This window comes from Olivibacter sp. LS-1 (assembly GCF_008245145.1).
GTDB lineage: Bacteria > Bacteroidota > Bacteroidia > Sphingobacteriales > Sphingobacteriaceae > Olivibacter > Olivibacter oleidegradans.
In genome coordinates this window covers 301,391-317,761 of sequence record NZ_CP041643.1, presented here as the reverse complement: position 1 = coordinate 317,761, position 16,371 = coordinate 301,391, and the positions used below count along the sequence as shown (strand labels likewise).

At 41.5% G+C, this 16,371-nt stretch carries 20 protein-coding genes; 13 read left to right on the top strand and 7 right to left on the bottom strand.

Features of this window, described 5'->3' with window-relative positions:
• The first annotated feature begins 260 nt into the window (after window positions 1-260).
• The 9 genes from FKG96_RS01295 (at window position 261) to FKG96_RS01255 (ending at window position 6,868) form a co-directional block, all read left to right on the top strand.
• Entirely contained in the window at window positions 261-917 is a 657-nt protein-coding gene (locus FKG96_RS01295; RefSeq protein ID WP_130854935.1) for a hydrolase, read from the top strand.
• The gene (locus FKG96_RS01290) at window positions 872-1,426 is read left to right on the top strand and encodes a nuclear transport factor 2 family protein (protein ID WP_130854936.1); all 555 of its coding nucleotides are present in this window, start codon (window positions 872-874) and stop codon (window positions 1,424-1,426) included. Before FKG96_RS01295 ends, FKG96_RS01290 begins: the two co-directional genes overlap by 46 nt.
• 200 nt (window positions 1,427-1,626) lie before the next feature.
• Window positions 1,627-1,809: a hypothetical protein gene (locus tag FKG96_RS01285; protein ID WP_149105047.1), complete on the top strand. Its 183-nt coding sequence runs from the start codon at window positions 1,627-1,629 to the stop codon at window positions 1,807-1,809.
• A gap of 124 nt (window positions 1,810-1,933) precedes the next feature.
• On the top strand, window positions 1,934-2,566 hold the full coding sequence (locus FKG96_RS01280; RefSeq protein ID WP_130854937.1) for a hydrolase: 633 nt from the start codon (window positions 1,934-1,936) through the stop codon (window positions 2,564-2,566).
• Between the two features lie 94 nt (window positions 2,567-2,660).
• Complete coding sequence (locus FKG96_RS01275) at window positions 2,661-3,599, top strand: AraC family transcriptional regulator (protein ID WP_149105046.1); 939 nt, start codon at window positions 2,661-2,663, stop codon at window positions 3,597-3,599.
• Window positions 3,600-3,817: 218 nt separating this feature from the next.
• Window positions 3,818-4,411, top strand: a complete 594-nt coding sequence (locus tag FKG96_RS01270) for a Crp/Fnr family transcriptional regulator (protein WP_130854939.1) — start codon at window positions 3,818-3,820, stop codon at window positions 4,409-4,411.
• 89 nt (window positions 4,412-4,500) lie between these two features.
• Entirely contained in the window at window positions 4,501-5,454 is a 954-nt protein-coding gene (locus tag FKG96_RS01265; protein ID WP_149105045.1) for a hypothetical protein, read from the top strand.
• Window positions 5,455-5,631: 177 nt separating this feature from the next.
• Entirely contained in the window at window positions 5,632-6,264 is a 633-nt protein-coding gene (locus FKG96_RS01260; protein ID WP_149105044.1) for a 5'-methylthioadenosine/S-adenosylhomocysteine nucleosidase, read from the top strand.
• A complete protein-coding gene (locus tag FKG96_RS01255) occupies window positions 6,248-6,868 on the top strand; it encodes a trans-aconitate 2-methyltransferase (protein WP_149105043.1) in 621 nt (206 codons plus the stop codon). The genes FKG96_RS01260 and FKG96_RS01255 overlap by 17 nt, the downstream gene beginning before the upstream one ends.
• 55 nt (window positions 6,869-6,923) lie before the next feature.
• On the opposite strand, the gene FKG96_RS27150 is transcribed toward FKG96_RS01255, so the two are convergent.
• The gene (locus FKG96_RS27150) at window positions 6,924-7,034 is read right to left on the bottom strand and encodes a two-component regulator propeller domain-containing protein (RefSeq protein WP_371719633.1); all 111 of its coding nucleotides are present in this window, start codon (window positions 7,032-7,034) and stop codon (window positions 6,924-6,926) included.
• A 33-nt stretch (window positions 7,035-7,067) separates the two neighbouring features.
• On the opposite strand from FKG96_RS27150, the gene FKG96_RS01245 reads away from it, so the two are divergent.
• A complete protein-coding gene (locus FKG96_RS01245; RefSeq protein ID WP_149105042.1) occupies window positions 7,068-7,418 on the top strand; it encodes a winged helix-turn-helix transcriptional regulator in 351 nt (116 codons plus the stop codon).
• A gap of 96 nt (window positions 7,419-7,514) precedes the next feature.
• Here the strand turns inward: FKG96_RS01245 and FKG96_RS01240 are convergent, their stop codons facing one another.
• Window positions 7,515-8,216 carry a hypothetical protein gene (locus FKG96_RS01240; RefSeq protein WP_149105041.1) on the bottom strand — a complete coding sequence of 234 codons (702 nt, stop codon included), beginning with the start codon at window positions 8,214-8,216 and terminating at the stop codon, window positions 7,515-7,517.
• 151 nt (window positions 8,217-8,367) lie between these two features.
• Window positions 8,368-8,949, bottom strand: a complete 582-nt coding sequence (locus tag FKG96_RS01235; RefSeq protein ID WP_149105040.1) for a dihydrofolate reductase family protein — start codon at window positions 8,947-8,949, stop codon at window positions 8,368-8,370.
• A 430-nt stretch (window positions 8,950-9,379) separates the two neighbouring features.
• On the opposite strand from FKG96_RS01235, the gene FKG96_RS01230 reads away from it, so the two are divergent.
• Entirely contained in the window at window positions 9,380-9,703 is a 324-nt protein-coding gene (locus FKG96_RS01230; RefSeq protein ID WP_149105039.1) for a DUF1493 family protein, read from the top strand.
• Window positions 9,704-9,981: 278 nt separating this feature from the next.
• Here the strand turns inward: FKG96_RS01230 and FKG96_RS01225 are convergent, their stop codons facing one another.
• The 3 genes from FKG96_RS01225 to FKG96_RS01215 all read right to left on the bottom strand — a co-directional run bounded on the left by FKG96_RS01225 (window position 9,982) and on the right by FKG96_RS01215 (window position 13,026).
• A complete protein-coding gene (locus tag FKG96_RS01225) occupies window positions 9,982-10,539 on the bottom strand; it encodes a suppressor of fused domain protein (protein ID WP_149105038.1) in 558 nt (185 codons plus the stop codon).
• 255 nt (window positions 10,540-10,794) lie between these two features.
• Window positions 10,795-11,466: a hypothetical protein gene (locus FKG96_RS01220; protein ID WP_149105037.1), complete on the bottom strand. Its 672-nt coding sequence runs from the start codon at window positions 11,464-11,466 to the stop codon at window positions 10,795-10,797.
• 84 nt (window positions 11,467-11,550) lie between these two features.
• A complete protein-coding gene (locus FKG96_RS01215; protein WP_149105036.1) occupies window positions 11,551-13,026 on the bottom strand; it encodes a hypothetical protein in 1,476 nt (491 codons plus the stop codon).
• A 222-nt stretch (window positions 13,027-13,248) separates the two neighbouring features.
• Here FKG96_RS01215 and FKG96_RS01210 point away from each other — a divergent pair, with 222 nt between their 5' ends.
• Both FKG96_RS01210 and FKG96_RS01205 read left to right on the top strand, forming a co-directional pair.
• Entirely contained in the window at window positions 13,249-14,388 is a 1,140-nt protein-coding gene (locus tag FKG96_RS01210) for a hypothetical protein (RefSeq protein WP_149105035.1), read from the top strand.
• 97 nt (window positions 14,389-14,485) lie between these two features.
• Window positions 14,486-15,583 carry a PD-(D/E)XK nuclease family protein gene (locus tag FKG96_RS01205; RefSeq protein ID WP_149105034.1) on the top strand — a complete coding sequence of 366 codons (1,098 nt, stop codon included), beginning with the start codon at window positions 14,486-14,488 and terminating at the stop codon, window positions 15,581-15,583.
• A 62-nt stretch (window positions 15,584-15,645) separates the two neighbouring features.
• Here the strand turns inward: FKG96_RS01205 and FKG96_RS01200 are convergent, their stop codons facing one another.
• On the bottom strand, window positions 15,646-16,311 hold the full coding sequence (locus FKG96_RS01200; protein WP_149105033.1) for a hypothetical protein: 666 nt from the start codon (window positions 16,309-16,311) through the stop codon (window positions 15,646-15,648).
• Between the last annotated feature and the right edge of the window lie 60 nt (window positions 16,312-16,371).

Here is a 16,371-nt window from a genome sequence, read left to right as displayed (position 1 = left end):
CGCAGCCCGGTTGACAGAATCGGAAACGTCGACATAAATCTACGACTTTTAAAGGCCTATGTCATCTTTTCACGCTAGCCGAAACAAGTAGATTTGTGGCAACGACCGGGAAAAGCGACATACGTGAAAACGAACAAATTTACTGTCCGGCAGCGGACCATCGCCCGTAGTTCACTGACTGGCCATTACAGGCCGGAAACACCCAGGTCTATGCAATCTATGAGAATAGCTATTGATAAATAACCATATACTATCAGATCATGTCAAACATTCAAAAAAAGGGCCTTGACGCCCTGTTACGGCCGGAAGACAGTATCCTTGTACTGATCGATCACCAGCCTTTTCAGTTCACCAACCTGAACAGCCACGACCCTGCGGTCATCATCAACAATGTGACCGGCCTTTCCAAAGCGGCTAAAGTGTTCAAGGTACCTACCATCCTGACCACCGTGATCGAGGAGCGCGGCGGACTGATCATCAAACAGCTGCAGGAGCTTTTTCCTGATCAGAAACCGATCAACCGTACCTTCATCAATACCTGGCAGGATCCCGCTGTTACCGATATCGTTGCCGCAAGCGGCCGTAAACAGCTGATCATCGCAGGTCTTTGGACGGAGGTCTGCGTGGCGATGCCGGCGATCCAGGCGGTGGCCGAAGGCTATGATGTTTTCGTCGTTACCGATGCCTGCGGCGCTGTCTCAAAGGAAGCGCATGATATGGCGATACGCCGTATGGTGCAGCATGGCATTACGCCAATTAACTGGATGGCGGTCGCTTCAGAATGGCAACGTGACTGGGCACGTACAGAGACCGCAGGACAACTGGCCAGTGTGCTGTTCGAGAATGGCGGTGCCAGCGGAGTGGCATTAGCATGGGAGCTGCAGTTACTGGCTACACCGGTGCCGGCAGAGAAATAGCCGCCGTGCAGCGGCATGCCGGACCGAACGGCATGCCGCTTACTTCTAATTCGTTTAACATTCAACACTTACTGATCATGCGCTATGAACTATCCCGGATCATGGAAGAAAACCTCGATCAGGTCTGGAACGAAAAGGACCCGGCAGCCAGGCTGAAAGCCATTAAAAAGATATACAGCGAGTCAGCGATACTACATCACGTAGAGGACCAGGTGACCGGCTTTGACGCCATCAATGAAAGCGTTTCCACAACACAAAAGGTACTGCCTTCCAATTTCGTGTTCACTAAACAGAGCCCCGTTATCATCAATAGCGGGATCGGCAGGCTGGTTTGGGGCGTGGGCCCGGCGGGGCAGCAGCCCGTCGCCACGGGGATGGACATTGTTCAATTCCATGATGGCAAGATCGTGGCACTGTTCAATTCCATGATAGCAAGATCGCGGCACTTTACGTGTTGCTGGACAGCGGTCCGAAATAAAATAGCATTGGACAGCCATCGCAGACAGTAACATTAATCAATAGAACGGAGAACCTTATCTCGTCCGCCACGGCGAGAAGCAACAGTTGTATTTTAAGGAAGATCAGATCAGAATCTGGGATAACCATGTTTGACCTTATCGAAGGCCATATCGTTTACATCAAAAGTCCTTTCATCCAGGTGATTTCTTGAAGTAGTTAAATGGACAGGAATTTTCAGATCGCCAATTTTGTGTCAGACCCGGCGTCGATCGGAAGATATGGAGGATCGATCGTCTATGGCGCTCAAAGCTACCGGAGCATCGCGCCCGCAGCCTTGCCGGTCATACCGGAATGGTCGCCCTTCATCAATGATATCATCGATGCACACCGGGACGGTTTTTTTATGAGTTATCAGGCACAATTCAAGTTTTAAGAAATATGAAAAATATGAAGAACGATCTGGCCGGGCCGGCTTTCTTTAACAATGCAAACAGCGGAAAAACCGCAGCGATCACAGAACTGAACAAATATTTATTAACCATTTAATTATTCATACCATGAGCAGTATTACACCCATCCGCGATCCGAAGAACGATCATCTGATTACACCTGAAAATTCAGCATTGATCCTGATCGACTACCAACCCCTTCAGGTCAATTCCGTAAGGTCGATGGACCATGAACAATTGGTCAAAAACATCGTCACCGTGACGAAACTTGCAAAAGGATTCAATCTGCCGATTATCCTGACCACAGTTAATGTGGAAAGCGGCATTAACAAACCGACGGTGAAGCACCTTAAAGAGATCTTACCCGACGTGCAGGAGATCGACCGCACGACGGTCAATTCCTGGGAGGACAAGGAATTTCAGGAAGCTGTAAAATCCCTCGGCAAAAAGAAGCTCGTTATTTGCGCATTATGGACGGAGGTTTGTCTGTGCTTTCCGGCGCTGGATCTTCTTAAAGAAGGTTATGAGGTGTACACCATTGTCGATGCGATAGGCGGAACCTCGACTATTGCGCACGAGGTTGCCCTGCGCCGGATGGAGCAGGCGGGCGTTCAATTATCTTCCGTTACCCAGTTTGGCTGTGAACTGCAAAGAGACTGGAACCGCCTAGAGACCAAGCAGGTGTTTTTCGATAATTTAATGGAGAACGGCTCCTTTTTTGTGGAAACACTTCGCTGGTAGAACCTGCGACAAAAACCTTTCAGACCAGGTCCGCGGGCCTGGTCTGCTTTTGCTATGCACGTCTGATCAGACGACAAATGATAGGGGGGCCTAAATGAAAATCATCAGTACCATATCCGACAAACATCGCCTGCTGTCCTTACCTGATCCGCTTCACCCTTTGATCAGCGTCGTTCGGATAGCGGATGTCCGTGCGGCGGCCGATTCAGTCTTGGAACGTTTTTCCTTGAATTTTTACTGCATCGCTTTGAAAAGGAATGTTAAAAGTAAAATGCAGTATGGTCAGCAGCAATACGATCACGATAAAGGGATACTGACCTTCCTGGCGCCCAAAAAAATCCTTTCGCTGGACGGTCCGCCGGTTTACGAGGTTGGTGAAGATGTCGGTTACGCGCTATTTTTTCACCAGGATTTTCTATATAGCTTCCCGTTGGCTACCAAGATCAAAAACTACGGATTCTTCTCCTACGTATCCAGTGAAGCGCTTCACCTTTCGGAAAAGGAAGAGAAGTACATCGCAGAGATTTTTTTAAAGATCGAAGAGGAGTATCAGCATCTGGATGAACACTCACAGGAGGTCATCATCGCACAAATAGAATTGCTGCTGAGTTACAGCAACCGGTTTTATGAGCGACAGTTCGTCACACGTAAAACGGTCAATCATGCCGTGATCACTAAGTTAGACCTAATCATGAATAATTACTTCGACAAAAAGCTCGCCTTAAAATCCGGTATACCCACAGTCGAGTATATAGCTGCCTGCCTTAACCTTTCGCCGCATTATTTCAGCGATCTGCTCCGGTCGATAACCGGTCAGGGGGCACAGTATCATATACAGGAGAAGCTGATTGACAGAGCCAAAGAGTATCTGTCCGTCACGGATCTGACGGTCTCGGAGATCGCTTACCAGCTAGGGTTCAAACACCCGCAGTCGCTCAATAAGTTATTCAAGAGGAAAACCAGTACATCACCATTAGAATTCCGAAGGAACTTAAATTTAACACCGAATTTGTTTTTGCACGGGCAAACGTGAAGGACCTTGATCAGCTACCCGTCCTGAAAGAGCGACCGGCCATATTAAGTGCCTCTATCCTGCAACGGCAGTGTTCCCCGAAAAAAAAGCCGGTCAATTTCATTTTTTACCATATGGTAAGCAGATTAAAATAATAGTTTACAAGATTTGTAAGGCCATTCCCAATTTCTGAACAATGGGTAAAAATTGTAAGACTTAACATATTCAATCCGATCGCGATGTTCGAAAATATACTTCTTAATGTCAGCAGGTACATCACATTGACGGATGATGAAAAAGAAACTTTCACCAGCTTATTAGAGCGAAAAATGGTTCCGCGCAAGACCGTTCTGTTGCGAGCCGGCGATATATGTCAATTCGAGGGTTATATCGTTAAAGGATGTGCAAGAATCTACCACGTAGATTTTAATGGCTGTGAAATCATTCTCTCTTTTGCGGTTGAGGATTGGTGGATAAGTGACATCGCTTCGTTTCATGAGCGAAAGCCGTCAACGTTTTTCATCGAAGCGCTTGAAAAGACAGAGCTTCTGATGCTTAGTCGCCGGAGCAAGGAAAGGCTCCTTCATGAGATACCGAAATTCGAGCATGTTTTCCGGATGCTTGTTCAGCGAAATCTATGTACGATCCAGAACAGGCTGGTAAGTGCAATCGGTAAGTCAGCGATGGAACGATATGTTGAATTCGTTACCCTGCATCCAACTGTTCCGTCGCGAGTTCCGCAATATCACATTGCATCCTACATAGGTGTCTCTCCTGAGTTTATCAGTATCATCAGAAGACGGCTGGCATCTAAAACAGACCCAACCCCTTAAGCCGGATACTGTTGTATCATCTTTAGCTATGAACGTTCTTTCCGGATTTTTAAAGGACTTGCCCATTGATCAATTATTAACATACAGTAATGACACGCATTCAACTAAGCTATTTGTCGATCATACTATCGATAACATATTTCGGGACATGGGCGAGCGCGCAGGTCTTTGAAAAAACACCTGTGCTGCATGGCGACTCAGTCGTTTTTCCCATCACGCTTATAAACGGCTACCCGTTCATCTCAGGAGCGGTAAACGGTGTAAGTGGCAAGTTTATGTTCGATACAGGCTACAGAACGTCCATATCGTTAAATGATAACCTTATCGATCTCCCCAACAAAAAAACGAAGAGCACCGGTATCACCGGCAGCGGGCATGATTTCAAGATCAATACGAACGACACCGTTAGGGAAATCAGATTCACGAACGGTGTTATCTATCGAAATCTTGAGAATATCAGCAGCGGAAACTATGATTTCCTACAGAATTATATCACACCTGATTGCCTGGGCTACATAGGCCATGATTTCTTTACCGGCTATCTGTTTAAGCTAGACTATATCCACAGAAAGGTCACCTTCTATAAAAGCTCTGCTGAACGTAACCAATGCAAGGATTTTTTGAAGGGCGAACAAGTATTGGCTGTTATCAATTTTGAGAACAGAAAGTTGCCGAATCACCCGATGGTCAGACTATCGATAGACGGGATCAATGTTTTAGGGGTATTTGACACAGGCCAGAACGGCTTGTTGCAATTGGATGAACCATCCGGTAAGATATTGAAAGGCCGCCGTTCGGTTCAAATTTCCGGTACTGACAGTGGCGGCGATACATTATTGACCATAAAGAATGTGATCATCGACGGAAAATATAAATTCACATTAAAAGGTGTAGAACTCTCTTCTCTGAAAGGCACGCAGGTTATCAGAAGAGAGCTGGCAATAACCGAACCGAACCTGATGAATTTAGGGTATCGCTTCTTATCGCAATTTAAAACGGTATGGGATTACGCCAATTCCAAGATTTACTTACTGGAATACTGAAATAGATCAGTCGACCTATCGTAAGTAGTTGAGAAAAGATAGAGCACAAATTGGAATATTAAAGAACGGAATTGACAGTCAGGTGTTTTCCCCGCAGGTGCTTTGGTAACATTGTTGACCGAACAGTTAGCACTAAAAGTTTAACTTTGTAGGATATTAATCCATTAAAAAGAATTGATGATTACCATTAACCCCAAATATACCTTTCCTGTTGAGGATGTACTGTTTACGTTTGCACTGGCATCTGAAGCAGCCGATGTATTTACGGATTACAAGCACCTGATATGCGGAATTGGCAAAGTAAATGCAGCCTATAACCTGATGAAAGCCATACAGCAGGAAAAACCGAAATTGATTGTCAATTTAGGTTCTGCCGGGAGCAACCATTACAAAAAAGGCGACATCGTCTGCTGCACCAAATTCATACAACGGGATATGGACGTTAGAGGATTGGGCTATGAGCAGTACGAAACGCCCTTATCGGGATTGCCTCCAATCCTTGAATACGGTTTGCAGATGGACGGACTACCCGAAGCCGTTTGCGGAACGGGAGATAATTTTGAAATGGCACATTCCACTACTATTTATAATGTGGTGGATATGGAAGCCTACGCATTGGCTCTTGTGGCAATGAAAGAAAATATCCCTTTCCTCAGTCTCAAATACATATCGGACGGAGCAGACGGCAATGCGGCAGAAGACTGGACAGTACAGGTACACAAAGCCGCACTGGCATTTGGCAATATACTAAAGTTGGGCAAACAGGATATTCCGGTAACATATAATGAGCAATATGGAAGAATTACATAAAAAACAGCATTGGGAAACGATTTATGAAACAAAAAGCCCCGAACAGGTAAGCTGGACACAGGAAGTACCGAAAACTTCACTGGATTTTATTCATTCGTTCGGCGTAGATAAAACGGCTCGCATTATTGATATTGGTGGTGGCGACAGCAAATTGGTGGATCACCTGCTGGACAACGGTTGTGAAAATATAACCGTTTTAGATATTTCAGCCAAAGCATTGGACAGAGCCAAAGCCCGCTTAGGCAACAAAGCCGAAAAAGTAAATTGGATAGTCAGCGACATTACCGAGTTTGAGCCGGAAACGGCTTTTGATATTTGGCACGACAGGGCAACATTTCATTTTCTGACAACCAAAGAACAGGTAGCAAAGTACCTCGATATTGCAAGGCAGAGCGTAAGCGGCTATATGACCATTGGTACGTTTTCAACAAACGGACCAACAAAGTGTAGTGGACTGGATATACAGCAGTACGACGAGCAAACTTTGACAGCAGAACTCGAAAATGGTTTTGATAAATTAAAGTGCATTACGGAAGATCATACTACGCCATTCAATACCAAGCAGAATTTTTTGTTCTGCAGCTTTAAACGACAAGTGAATTAAATCAGAACTATTCGATGTCCTATCTTGCAAAAGTTCGATCTGCTCATCTACAGTTTTAACCATCATAACGATACACCCCGTTTAATGTGCCAAACCAAATACTTCCATCGTTCGCTTCCAGAATGCCAAAAATCATCCCGTCATTTGACTGTTTCGAATAGTCAATCTAGCTGAGAATGCCGGATACGGATTTGATAAAATGGAAGAAGGCTGGAAACATTATACCGATACCGCTCCAATTTTTGAACAAGGTACCAATTTTACAAAAGTGGAATTTTGGTTGTCTGCAAAAGAGATTCAAGGTGGTCAAACTGGTGGTCAAACTGGTGGTCAAACTGGTGGTAATATTGATGTATTAACTGATAGGCAAAGAGAAGCTTTGACTTTAATAAAGGCAAAAAGATCAATCGGCCGAAAAGAGTTAAGTGCAATTTTGAACATAAACGAATCCGCCGTACAGAAAATATTAAATGTTTTAAAAAGCAAAGGATATATTCAAAGAGGAGGAAGAGCAACTTTTGGAGGGTATTGGGAGATTTTAAAAGAATGAACATATAAGCATATGTACCTTATCTAACACCAGGATAAATTTTGGAGGTTTATTTTGTCAAGGTTATTGGTTGCAAATCTTACCGTGTCACGCTTATCAGTTTTGTCGCTTAAAACCAAAGTATGTGAAGAAACGTTGAGTCCCGTTCCAGCAGCAATCGCTATCTACATATTCCTTTTTTAAGGAGCCGTATGTCATGGTATACGTTTCCGTAAAAGTGCAGAAACCTTGGTCAGGAAGCAGGGGAAGTTCACATTCAAACTTGGTTAAGTACTCAATATCTTCCTTGTTGAGCTTGCGTTCTTCCTTGCCATATTGTAAAAAGTATGCCCCCTCATTCCGGCTTAGCAGTACCGAATCTTTACCCGCATTAAAACATCCTTGTAGGTTGAAGACAAATTTTATAGTTTCAGTATCTTTTAGTTTAGCGATCCAGCTTTCATCAAGATGTTTACGATAGTCGGTTGAGTCAAGAAAAAGCGTTGTGTTCTTTCTTTGTGAATTTTCCGCCGATACCGATTTCTCTACCACGTTGCCCAGTACATTTTTAAACTTAAAATTATATTGAGCCGCGTTTGGATACACCAGTAAGGTGTCACGCTGATTGTTCTGCGGGAGCCATACGGTTAACAACGAATCGTTTCTAAAGATCGTCACCGAGTCAAGAGAAAGATATGGACTGCCGTAGGCACTGTCAAGAAGGCCCACATCCACCACGAGTTCCGAATCCAGCTTCTTTTGCAGACCGCCGCAGGCAACTAGGGTAAACATCAAAATGGATAGAATACGAACTAACATTAATAACATTTTATAGAAGGATGAAAAAGAATGAACTTTTCCATATGCATCAACAATATTTTCAAGAACCAGTTGATATGCTTTCAAAGTTCTTTTGCAAACTTAAGGATGTTGATAGTAAATGCCCACTACTTTCTCGATAATAGAAACGCTAGCTAAGTGACCTAGGTCTATATTTTAGTAGAACAATACCCGTGTCATATTTCTTAAGGTCGATCAACTCCAGGTTGATGTACCCATCACCGGTAGGGAACAAAGGCCTACCACCACCTAAAGCAACTGGACAAAGTTGTAGATGATACTCATCGATAAGCCCACACTTCATTAAAGACTGTGCAAGGGTTATACTGCCCCAAATGACCATATTTTTTCCCGGTAAAGCCTTTAGTTTTGCGATTTCCTCAACAGCATCACCATTAACAACTTTTGCATTTTCCCATTTACCCCAGTTAGCTTCATTAAGTGTGTTAGAAAATACGAGTTTCGGCGTCCTATTTAAACTTTGCGCAATTGGCTCTTTTTCCGAATCGGCGGTAGGCCAGAAATCAACAAACATTTCATAAGTTATCCTACCAAGCAGTATCGTGTCAATATTGTCCATAAATTTCACCTGGTCAAGGTCGGAGTATTTGTTTGCTTCGTTATTGATATCCGTGAAGAAAGTGAGCTGGCCGTCCTTATCAGCAATATAGCCTTCAAGAGAAATCCACTCCTGTAAAATGATTTTTCGCATAGTTATGATTTAAAATATAGTGCTTATTGTTTACAAAAATAAGTAGTACCCAGAAGTTCTTATACGTGTAAATCTGTCAATTCAGCGGTGTACTTGCGACAAACAAAGCCTAGCCACGAATTCCAACGACCATGGCATAATTCTTTATGTGCAATTCTGCGCCGATAGTATGATGATAACAGGTGCTTATTATACTTAGTTACCATTTTAGTTTAACGCGATTAAAGCATGCGTATTTATCAATCTCTCCAAAATTATCACGTGCGGGGTTCTTCCTGCTGAAGAAACTACGATCACCATCAGAAGACCCCCACGGATAAGAACTTTTTTAATGGCTGCTGTTAATCAATTAATTCATCGCAATTCTTTCTAAATTTAAGCAATCAAAATTAAAGCTCGAAGGTGATATATAATATAGGCGTGTACCGAGATGAAGAATGGCACTGACTTAGCTGAACGATTATTTCTTTTTGTCAAATACGAATTGTGCGTAGATGACGAAGAAATAAGTATGGATACACGATTAGAAGATGACCTAGGAGTATATGGAGATGATGCGGTTGACTTTATAGTGAAATATAGCGAGACATTTAATGTAGATGTATCTGACTTTAATATAAAAGACTTTTTTTCGCCCGAACAAGACCTTCTATCCAAATTACTTTTTATGCGTAGGTCTTTGAGAAAGCCTTTTACAGTAAGAGATTTATATAATGGTATTCTTGAAAAAAAATTGGGAAGTGAAGAGAGATAAACAGTTTCCGCATAATGACTTAAATTGAAAAGAGTGCCCCGGATTATAGCGAATGGGGTTCGCTGCCAGGGCACAACCTAAACCTAATCACAAAGTTAGTAATATTAAATCGATGTTGAGTGTTTGAACGATGGAAACAAAAGATTTTATAGAGAAATGATCGGAGACATGTCCGAAGCTAACGTATTGAGTATAGCCATATCACCTAAATACAAACATTCCTTCTGTTGATGTCCACGATTTCGCTGATCTCAAACTCCTGAAATCTTTCCAAGAGTTTATCGGTGCCCCAGTTCAGTAAACTCAAGTTCTTCTTGGTAAAGAGGGATAGCTGCATAGAAGTAAATGTCTTTTTCATCGGTTTCTATATACGTGAAAGACTCGGGTAGCGTTATTGATTCCAGTAAAATTATAGCAGTAAAGCGATGGTTTACAGGATATCGATCGTCTAGCGGTATAGTATGTCCGCAGCCTAACCAAGTGTCGTTCAAGTGCGGATATTTTGTCAGTTGTTTTAGTGCTCTTATTGGCCAGTAGTTGTTTTCATTGGCAAAGTCGTCGTAATTTAAATTCCAGTTTGGTGGAAGGAGTATGCTTATTTCCGCAAACTTTAAGTGGTCAAAGCCTTCAGGTACCTGCATAGGCAAAGCACTTAACCCACAACTAAGCAATATATTATAATTTCTGTCATCGTTCGGTTTAACGATGTATATGTCACCATGTACAACTTCCGATTCCTTTTCATGTAATACCAATATCTCCTCAGATTCAAAGAAATTATCCAGGTGACCGTCTATTATTTCTACCGAATTAGGTACATCTTCGTTTTGAATCATAAAATTTCGCTATTCTGATGTTTAGTTTCGAACGAGCTTAGACCCAAGATAAAACTTAAATCGCGATTTTCAATAGCAAAGAGTACATTTCAATAAAATATTTAGCAAATAAAATACAAACCTAGCTCTTTCCCGTAAAAATGTTGAAATATTGGTAACAGAAGAAGGGAAGGTTTTATCATCTTTCAATAATTCAGTATATCACTAAACGTAAAACCGTAAGCTCATTTGTAGCTTTTTCTTGCGAAAGCCGACTTATTCAAATATGGATTTTTTTCCGAAAGATCTCAATAGAAGCCGTTTTATCGATATTATATGTTGGCGATCTTCCTCAGGAGGGCATTCTTTTTGTAGATCTTCCGGTGCAAAATAGCTTAGCTTCTTGCTGTCTGTTTTAGTTATCAGCCTTACATTATAGCTATGGGATTCCATATTCCGACCCCTGTATTCTTCAATCGTGTTGCCATCCTTATCTTTGGTTACTTTTGGTTTAACGGGACACCCTGTACCCAACATTGCATTATCCTTTAATTGCCAGGGATGGTGTTGCATCAATGCACTCCATAGCTTTTTACCCTTCTTTTCACTTATTGGATGCACTTCAAAGAAGGGGCCGACTACACTGCCACGTCGACTATATTTCGTTCTGGAAATATAATCGGCTAACGACCTTGGCACTCCCTCGTAGCTAGGTATTTCACGCATGGCGTAGCGATAGGAGAATAGGCTTATTGTATCGCCCTTCTTGCTGATGATCAATATGTTTTCCGGCGCAGTGCCAAACGGAATCGAACCGGTAAAGATTATTGTACTGTCGGCATGTAGCCTAAAGATGCTATCCAATTCGTTTATCCGGTCATTGGCTTTAGCAATATGCGTTTGGCATATAAGTGCAGCAAATATCGAAAAAAGTAACGTCCGTATCATATCTTAATCGTTTCCTGTTAGATGTGTACAAAAAACAAATTCCATAAAAAGTTCAAATCCTACAATAGCTTTTATAACATCTAATCAATTGCAAAGTGGTTTACCTTTATTTGGTTTATCAACCCCTCCCATGTAATCACCATAGGTATGTGCAAGGTCTTCTTTTGAAACTGTAGTGTTGTCAGGCATCTGAAAACTTGTTGCATTTTTATAAAGTGTTGTTTCGGCGAGCCCACCCCAGGCTAGGGCCACTGCATCGTTCGCAGGAACTCCATATTTATTTTGAAGGAATGCTGCCATTGTCCCGATGTAATTGGCTGCAATATAGTTGTGTTGCGCTGCTGCTTGGTCAAACGATATGCTGTTGTAATCTAAATAGGCGTGCAGAACCTCATGTATAAGCGCGGTGGCAACACCTTCTTTAGAGATGGTAGGTAAGAGCGACTGATCGATAGTAATAGTTGCTGAGTATACTCTCTTGGTGATGTTATGGTTAGGATCCATATATTTAGTCAATTTGTTATCTGAAAGGTGTGCCACTTTGTTGCCCTGTGTAATGCCTTCCTGAATTGTTAAGTTAACCTCATTCTTATCGAGAAAATTATTAAGTATCTCAGCCATTGTACCTTCAATATTTTGACTGTTTAACAACTGGTCAACAGTTGCTTTCAAGCAAGGATTTTGTGCCTGATTTTTTATATCAGGATTATTCGAACCGCCCGTTCCTCCGCCTGTACCACCGCCACCACCAACCGGTGGAGGCCCGGTTGGACCACCGCTGCAAACTGTATTACAGTTGTTACCAACTTGGGTAGTAGTGCAGATTTGATCTTTGTCTCGAGGGCCTTGCCCTCCCCCGGGTCCAACGCATACAGTTTGAATTATGGGTATACACACCGTTTGACAAGAAGCGGCAGCTGCCGCTAATGACTTACTATTTGAGCTTGTTTTCGTTTGAATAGGCCTAGTGTTGGATAGAATCATAGAGGAAGTAACATTTCCCTTTTCTATAGTAAACACCTGTTTTGGATTTCCGTCCAAATCCTTGTATTCAATGTAGCCTGAAAACTCATTCGATAAATCAGCGATTCTATTCCTGCCTATTGGTCTGTTATGATTTTGTATATATTCAATACTTGGCAAATAGGTTACTATATAACTACTCGCATTACTATTCGAACTGTCTTTATAGATCAGCAATGTTGAGTAGCTATAAGCCACTCTCGTTGCGTTCTCATTTTCATTATATTGTTCGGCGCCATAAAGATTCACATTTGTTATCTCTGTTTTTATAGGCACTTCAACAAAACTGTATTCACCTGACGTATTTTGGCCAGCGGCAGTCCAGTTAACAACGAGATCGGTAGAATCTGTTTTTTCCTGGCTTGTTCTTGCTAAGGCTACTCGATTAGTTGGTAGCGTTGCTTTAATGTGGTTTCTCGCTTCAGCAATTGTGAGCTTGTGGGATTGATTTACCGCCCCTTCTATGCGCGTTTCTTTTTTGCAAGAAAAGAGAAGTAGCGGAAGTAAAAAGTAAGAGATGTAAAATATATTTCTCATGTGTTATTTAAAATGGTTTTAAATAACAAAGTAAAGAAAAGCTATTTACTGCTTTTGCATTTTTTACACGAAACCTTTAATTCCTTACACGGAAAGTTAAATGTTGATAATCGGAACATCTTAATCGGCATACAGAAAGTAAATCAAAATGGTATTTAAAACCCTCCTTAATAATTAATCAATAATTTATATCTTAGCATCACAATCTAAATCAAATATTATATGCCTTTACCTTCTTATCTAGAAGAGAACCGCGAACGTATTATTCAAGCACCGGAGCAAAGCATATTTCTCTGGAATAGTTCGTATGAGCGTTATCGAAGCAACAAATACGTTGATGAAATTTGTCGTCGTTTTCCCGATCGGAATTTACAGCGCAATGCTGTAATAAAATTAATCCAAGAGGATACGTATTTAGGTTTGGTGGCGGTGATGATCTGGGGAGGTATCAACGCGAACCGACCGAGAACAAAAGGCGGCGCCGATACACCCTTTCAGCTCTTTTTGCATCATCCAATGGAGAAAGTACTGGAGGCCGTAAACTATGCTGAATATCATTTGGAAAAAGGTGATATCGAAACCCTGTTCACGGCCTTTAGTGTGGGTGGTAAGCATAAAATCCCAGGTGTCAGTGTAGCCTACTTTACCAAGATATTCTACTTCATTGCAGAGGCAATGGATCAGCCCTATTCTATCATGCCGCTGATCTTGGACAAATGGACTGCCAACGCCTATTGTGCATTGCTGATCTGTCAAGGCGGGGACGTATCGAAGCAGTTTACTATCAACAGAAGTGTACCCAAGAGTTTAAGTTTGCCAAGTGGTACAGATTTAGCTAAATTATACCGCCGTTATATCGAAGATATGAATGCTTGGGCCACTGAATTGCAAATTAGCCCCGGCAAGTTGGAGTCCTTTATATTTGGCTTGCCTAGAAATACCGGCGATGCTACCAATCCCCGCAATCAGTTGTGGGAAATCATAAGCACACATTTCGGCGTGCCAAGGAAACCAGATAAAAAAAGCGAAGTGCGAACACCAAACAAGGGGCGTAAGATCACGAAGCAAGAAAGAACCAAGCGATCTTCCTACGAAGCCTTAACTGTGTATTTCAACCAGGCCGTAGCCGATCATATCACCTTGAGCACTGACGAAATAGAAGCCATCATTGGCCGCGCATTACCACCCTGGGCTTTTGATCATGCCGCTACTTTCTGGGCAAACTCAGGGCAACAGTATCACTCCCATAAGAAAGCCTGGTTACGAAACGGATATCTTGTTAGTCAATCAAGAATAGATGCGAAGAATAAAATAGGGGAGGTTGTTTTCAGTAAGAAAAGTCTTAAATTTAATCAACAATAAAACTAAAATATGGACTATAAAGCATTTACACATCAAATTTCAAAAGTAACTCATGCGGTAAGTATTATTGGTGAAGCAAGTTATACGGCACAGATACATGAATAAGCAACAATCACTGGAAAGGTTCTTAAAAGAAGCGCAATTTCCTAAGCCTGTTCGACGGAAGCGAACATTTTTTGATATTTCCGGAACTTCTTATTACGAACTTGCCATATCTAACTGGTATGCCTATTTTTTTGATCAAGAAGAAGATCATGGTTTAGGCAACCTTTTTATTGAATGTCTACTTGAGTTGGTTAAGCGTAAAACCGGTAAAGAGATATCGCTGCATTTTTTTAAGGTTGAAAAGGAGGTGGCTACAAAAGGAGGAAAACGCATTGATATTTTAGTCTCCGGCATCGAAGAGGATGAACGAAAATACATCATTATAGAAAACAAGATTAATCACTGGCTAAATAATGATTTGGATGCCTACTGGCAGCACTGTGTTGGGGCAGAGGATTCAAAAGTAGGCGTGGTTCTTAGTTTAAACCGCGAAACCGTTCCGTTAACTGTTCAACATAAATTCGTCAACGTTCAACACGGTGAGATCATTAACTTGGTAAAGGAAAAGCTGTCTACATATAAGCAGGAGGCCTCCTATTATCTTAACGAATTTATTACCACAATCGAAAACCTATACACAGATTTAACAATGAATGAAGAAGTAAAATTCTATTATCAAAACCTCGAAAACTGCAATCGCATATATGATATCGTGGAGAAAGCCTACAAATATGTAATAGGGCAATTAGCGGTTGCGTCAGAAATCTTAGGATTGCAAGCGAGCGGAAAAAGTGATTATCATCGATATATCTACCACCCAAAACACGATGGTATTAGCTATACCATCCATTTTGATAAGCTTTTTGAGCAGCAAAAGAAGATAACAATAAACATTGAGCTTTATGGCAAAGCTTTATTGATTGAAGATATGATTGATGAACGAGTAGGAGGGGATGCCGTTGTTTCAGTTGGATTAGAACATAAGGCTGATAGAGCAAATGGTTGGCTTTACTACGCAAGTAAAACGTATGAAGTGAAGGAAGGCGATTTGGAAGAGTTGGCAAACTTTGTTGCTGAGAAAGTGCGAAATGATTTTGAAGTGATCTATAATAAGATTGAGGGAGTTGTATCCGAAGTGCAGAACGGTTAGGTCACAATTGATTTAATTCGGGAGGCTGATTCAATCGATTAATTTGGCTTATCACAAGGTTTTTAAGTAGTATAAAATATCCAATTCAATCTCAATTTTGTGTTGCGTTGGTATTCATATATTTTTTGAATTAACGATTTTCTGTGGCCAGCACCAACAGTAAATATCGCTCTGTCATAATAATGCTTGGCGCTATATTCGTATATATTTTGAAGCATTTCAATTTCCCGTTTGTTATTATTTTCATTCCATAGGTTATAAGTTCTTGATAGTTGGTCATTATCTATTTTTTCTAACCCTTTTACGATGGCATCTTGTATTTCGTCATTTAATTTGATACAATGGGTATTGTTGAGATAATTGAATCCATATTTGCCTACGTAACTTGTATTGCTATCAGTTAAGGTTCGATAGTTAAAACCGTTAATATCTGTAAGACCTTCTATCCGTTGAAGCATGTCTTTATAGTCTTGGAAAAAAGACTCAGTCGGTAGACTATCCAGGTCAACGGGAATATGTGCTGTTTTATGAGTTCTCGAATATTTAGATATGGCTTTAGATTCTAAATTATGATGTGTTTTTTCTACGTAGTATTTGCCAAAAAATGAGGGGGGAATTTCTTCAAATATTAGGTCTGGGTCTATCTGCTCGAATATTTGATATAACTCGTTTGAATTACATTTGCCAAGTTCATCATGTCTTGTACTAACTAAGGTTATCGTATGCATATTTATAGGGTTCATCGCTTCAAAGGTAACTAAGATCGATTTCCCTACCTGTCGATAGGT

Coding starts and splice junctions, on each gene's coding strand:
- FKG96_RS01205 (WP_149105034.1), top strand. CDS start 14,486: ATGAATAAGCAACAATCACTGGAAAGGTTCTTAAAAGAAGCGCAATTT.
- FKG96_RS01260 (WP_149105044.1), top strand. CDS start 5,632: ATGATTACCATTAACCCCAAATATACCTTTCCTGTTGAGGATGTACTG.
- FKG96_RS01235 (WP_149105040.1), bottom strand. CDS start 8,949: ATGCGAAAAATCATTTTACAGGAGTGGATTTCTCTTGAAGGCTATATT.
- FKG96_RS01275 (WP_149105046.1), top strand. CDS start 2,661: ATGAAAATCATCAGTACCATATCCGACAAACATCGCCTGCTGTCCTTA.
- FKG96_RS01270 (WP_130854939.1), top strand. CDS start 3,818: ATGTTCGAAAATATACTTCTTAATGTCAGCAGGTACATCACATTGACG.
- FKG96_RS01220 (WP_149105037.1), bottom strand. CDS start 11,466: ATGATACGGACGTTACTTTTTTCGATATTTGCTGCACTTATATGCCAA.
- FKG96_RS01255 (WP_149105043.1), top strand. CDS start 6,248: ATGGAAGAATTACATAAAAAACAGCATTGGGAAACGATTTATGAAACA.
- FKG96_RS01225 (WP_149105038.1), bottom strand. CDS start 10,539: ATGATTCAAAACGAAGATGTACCTAATTCGGTAGAAATAATAGACGGT.
- FKG96_RS01240 (WP_149105041.1), bottom strand. CDS start 8,216: ATGTTAGTTCGTATTCTATCCATTTTGATGTTTACCCTAGTTGCCTGC.
- FKG96_RS01265 (WP_149105045.1), top strand. CDS start 4,501: ATGACACGCATTCAACTAAGCTATTTGTCGATCATACTATCGATAACA.
- FKG96_RS01290 (WP_130854936.1), top strand. CDS start 872: ATGGGAGCTGCAGTTACTGGCTACACCGGTGCCGGCAGAGAAATAGCC.
- FKG96_RS01280 (WP_130854937.1), top strand. CDS start 1,934: ATGAGCAGTATTACACCCATCCGCGATCCGAAGAACGATCATCTGATT.
- FKG96_RS01215 (WP_149105036.1), bottom strand. CDS start 13,026: ATGAGAAATATATTTTACATCTCTTACTTTTTACTTCCGCTACTTCTC.
- FKG96_RS01200 (WP_149105033.1), bottom strand. CDS start 16,311: ATGCATACGATAACCTTAGTTAGTACAAGACATGATGAACTTGGCAAA.
- FKG96_RS01230 (WP_149105039.1), top strand. CDS start 9,380: ATGAAGAATGGCACTGACTTAGCTGAACGATTATTTCTTTTTGTCAAA.
- FKG96_RS01245 (WP_149105042.1), top strand. CDS start 7,068: ATGGAAGAAGGCTGGAAACATTATACCGATACCGCTCCAATTTTTGAA.
- FKG96_RS01210 (WP_149105035.1), top strand. CDS start 13,249: ATGCCTTTACCTTCTTATCTAGAAGAGAACCGCGAACGTATTATTCAA.
- FKG96_RS01295 (WP_130854935.1), top strand. CDS start 261: ATGTCAAACATTCAAAAAAAGGGCCTTGACGCCCTGTTACGGCCGGAA.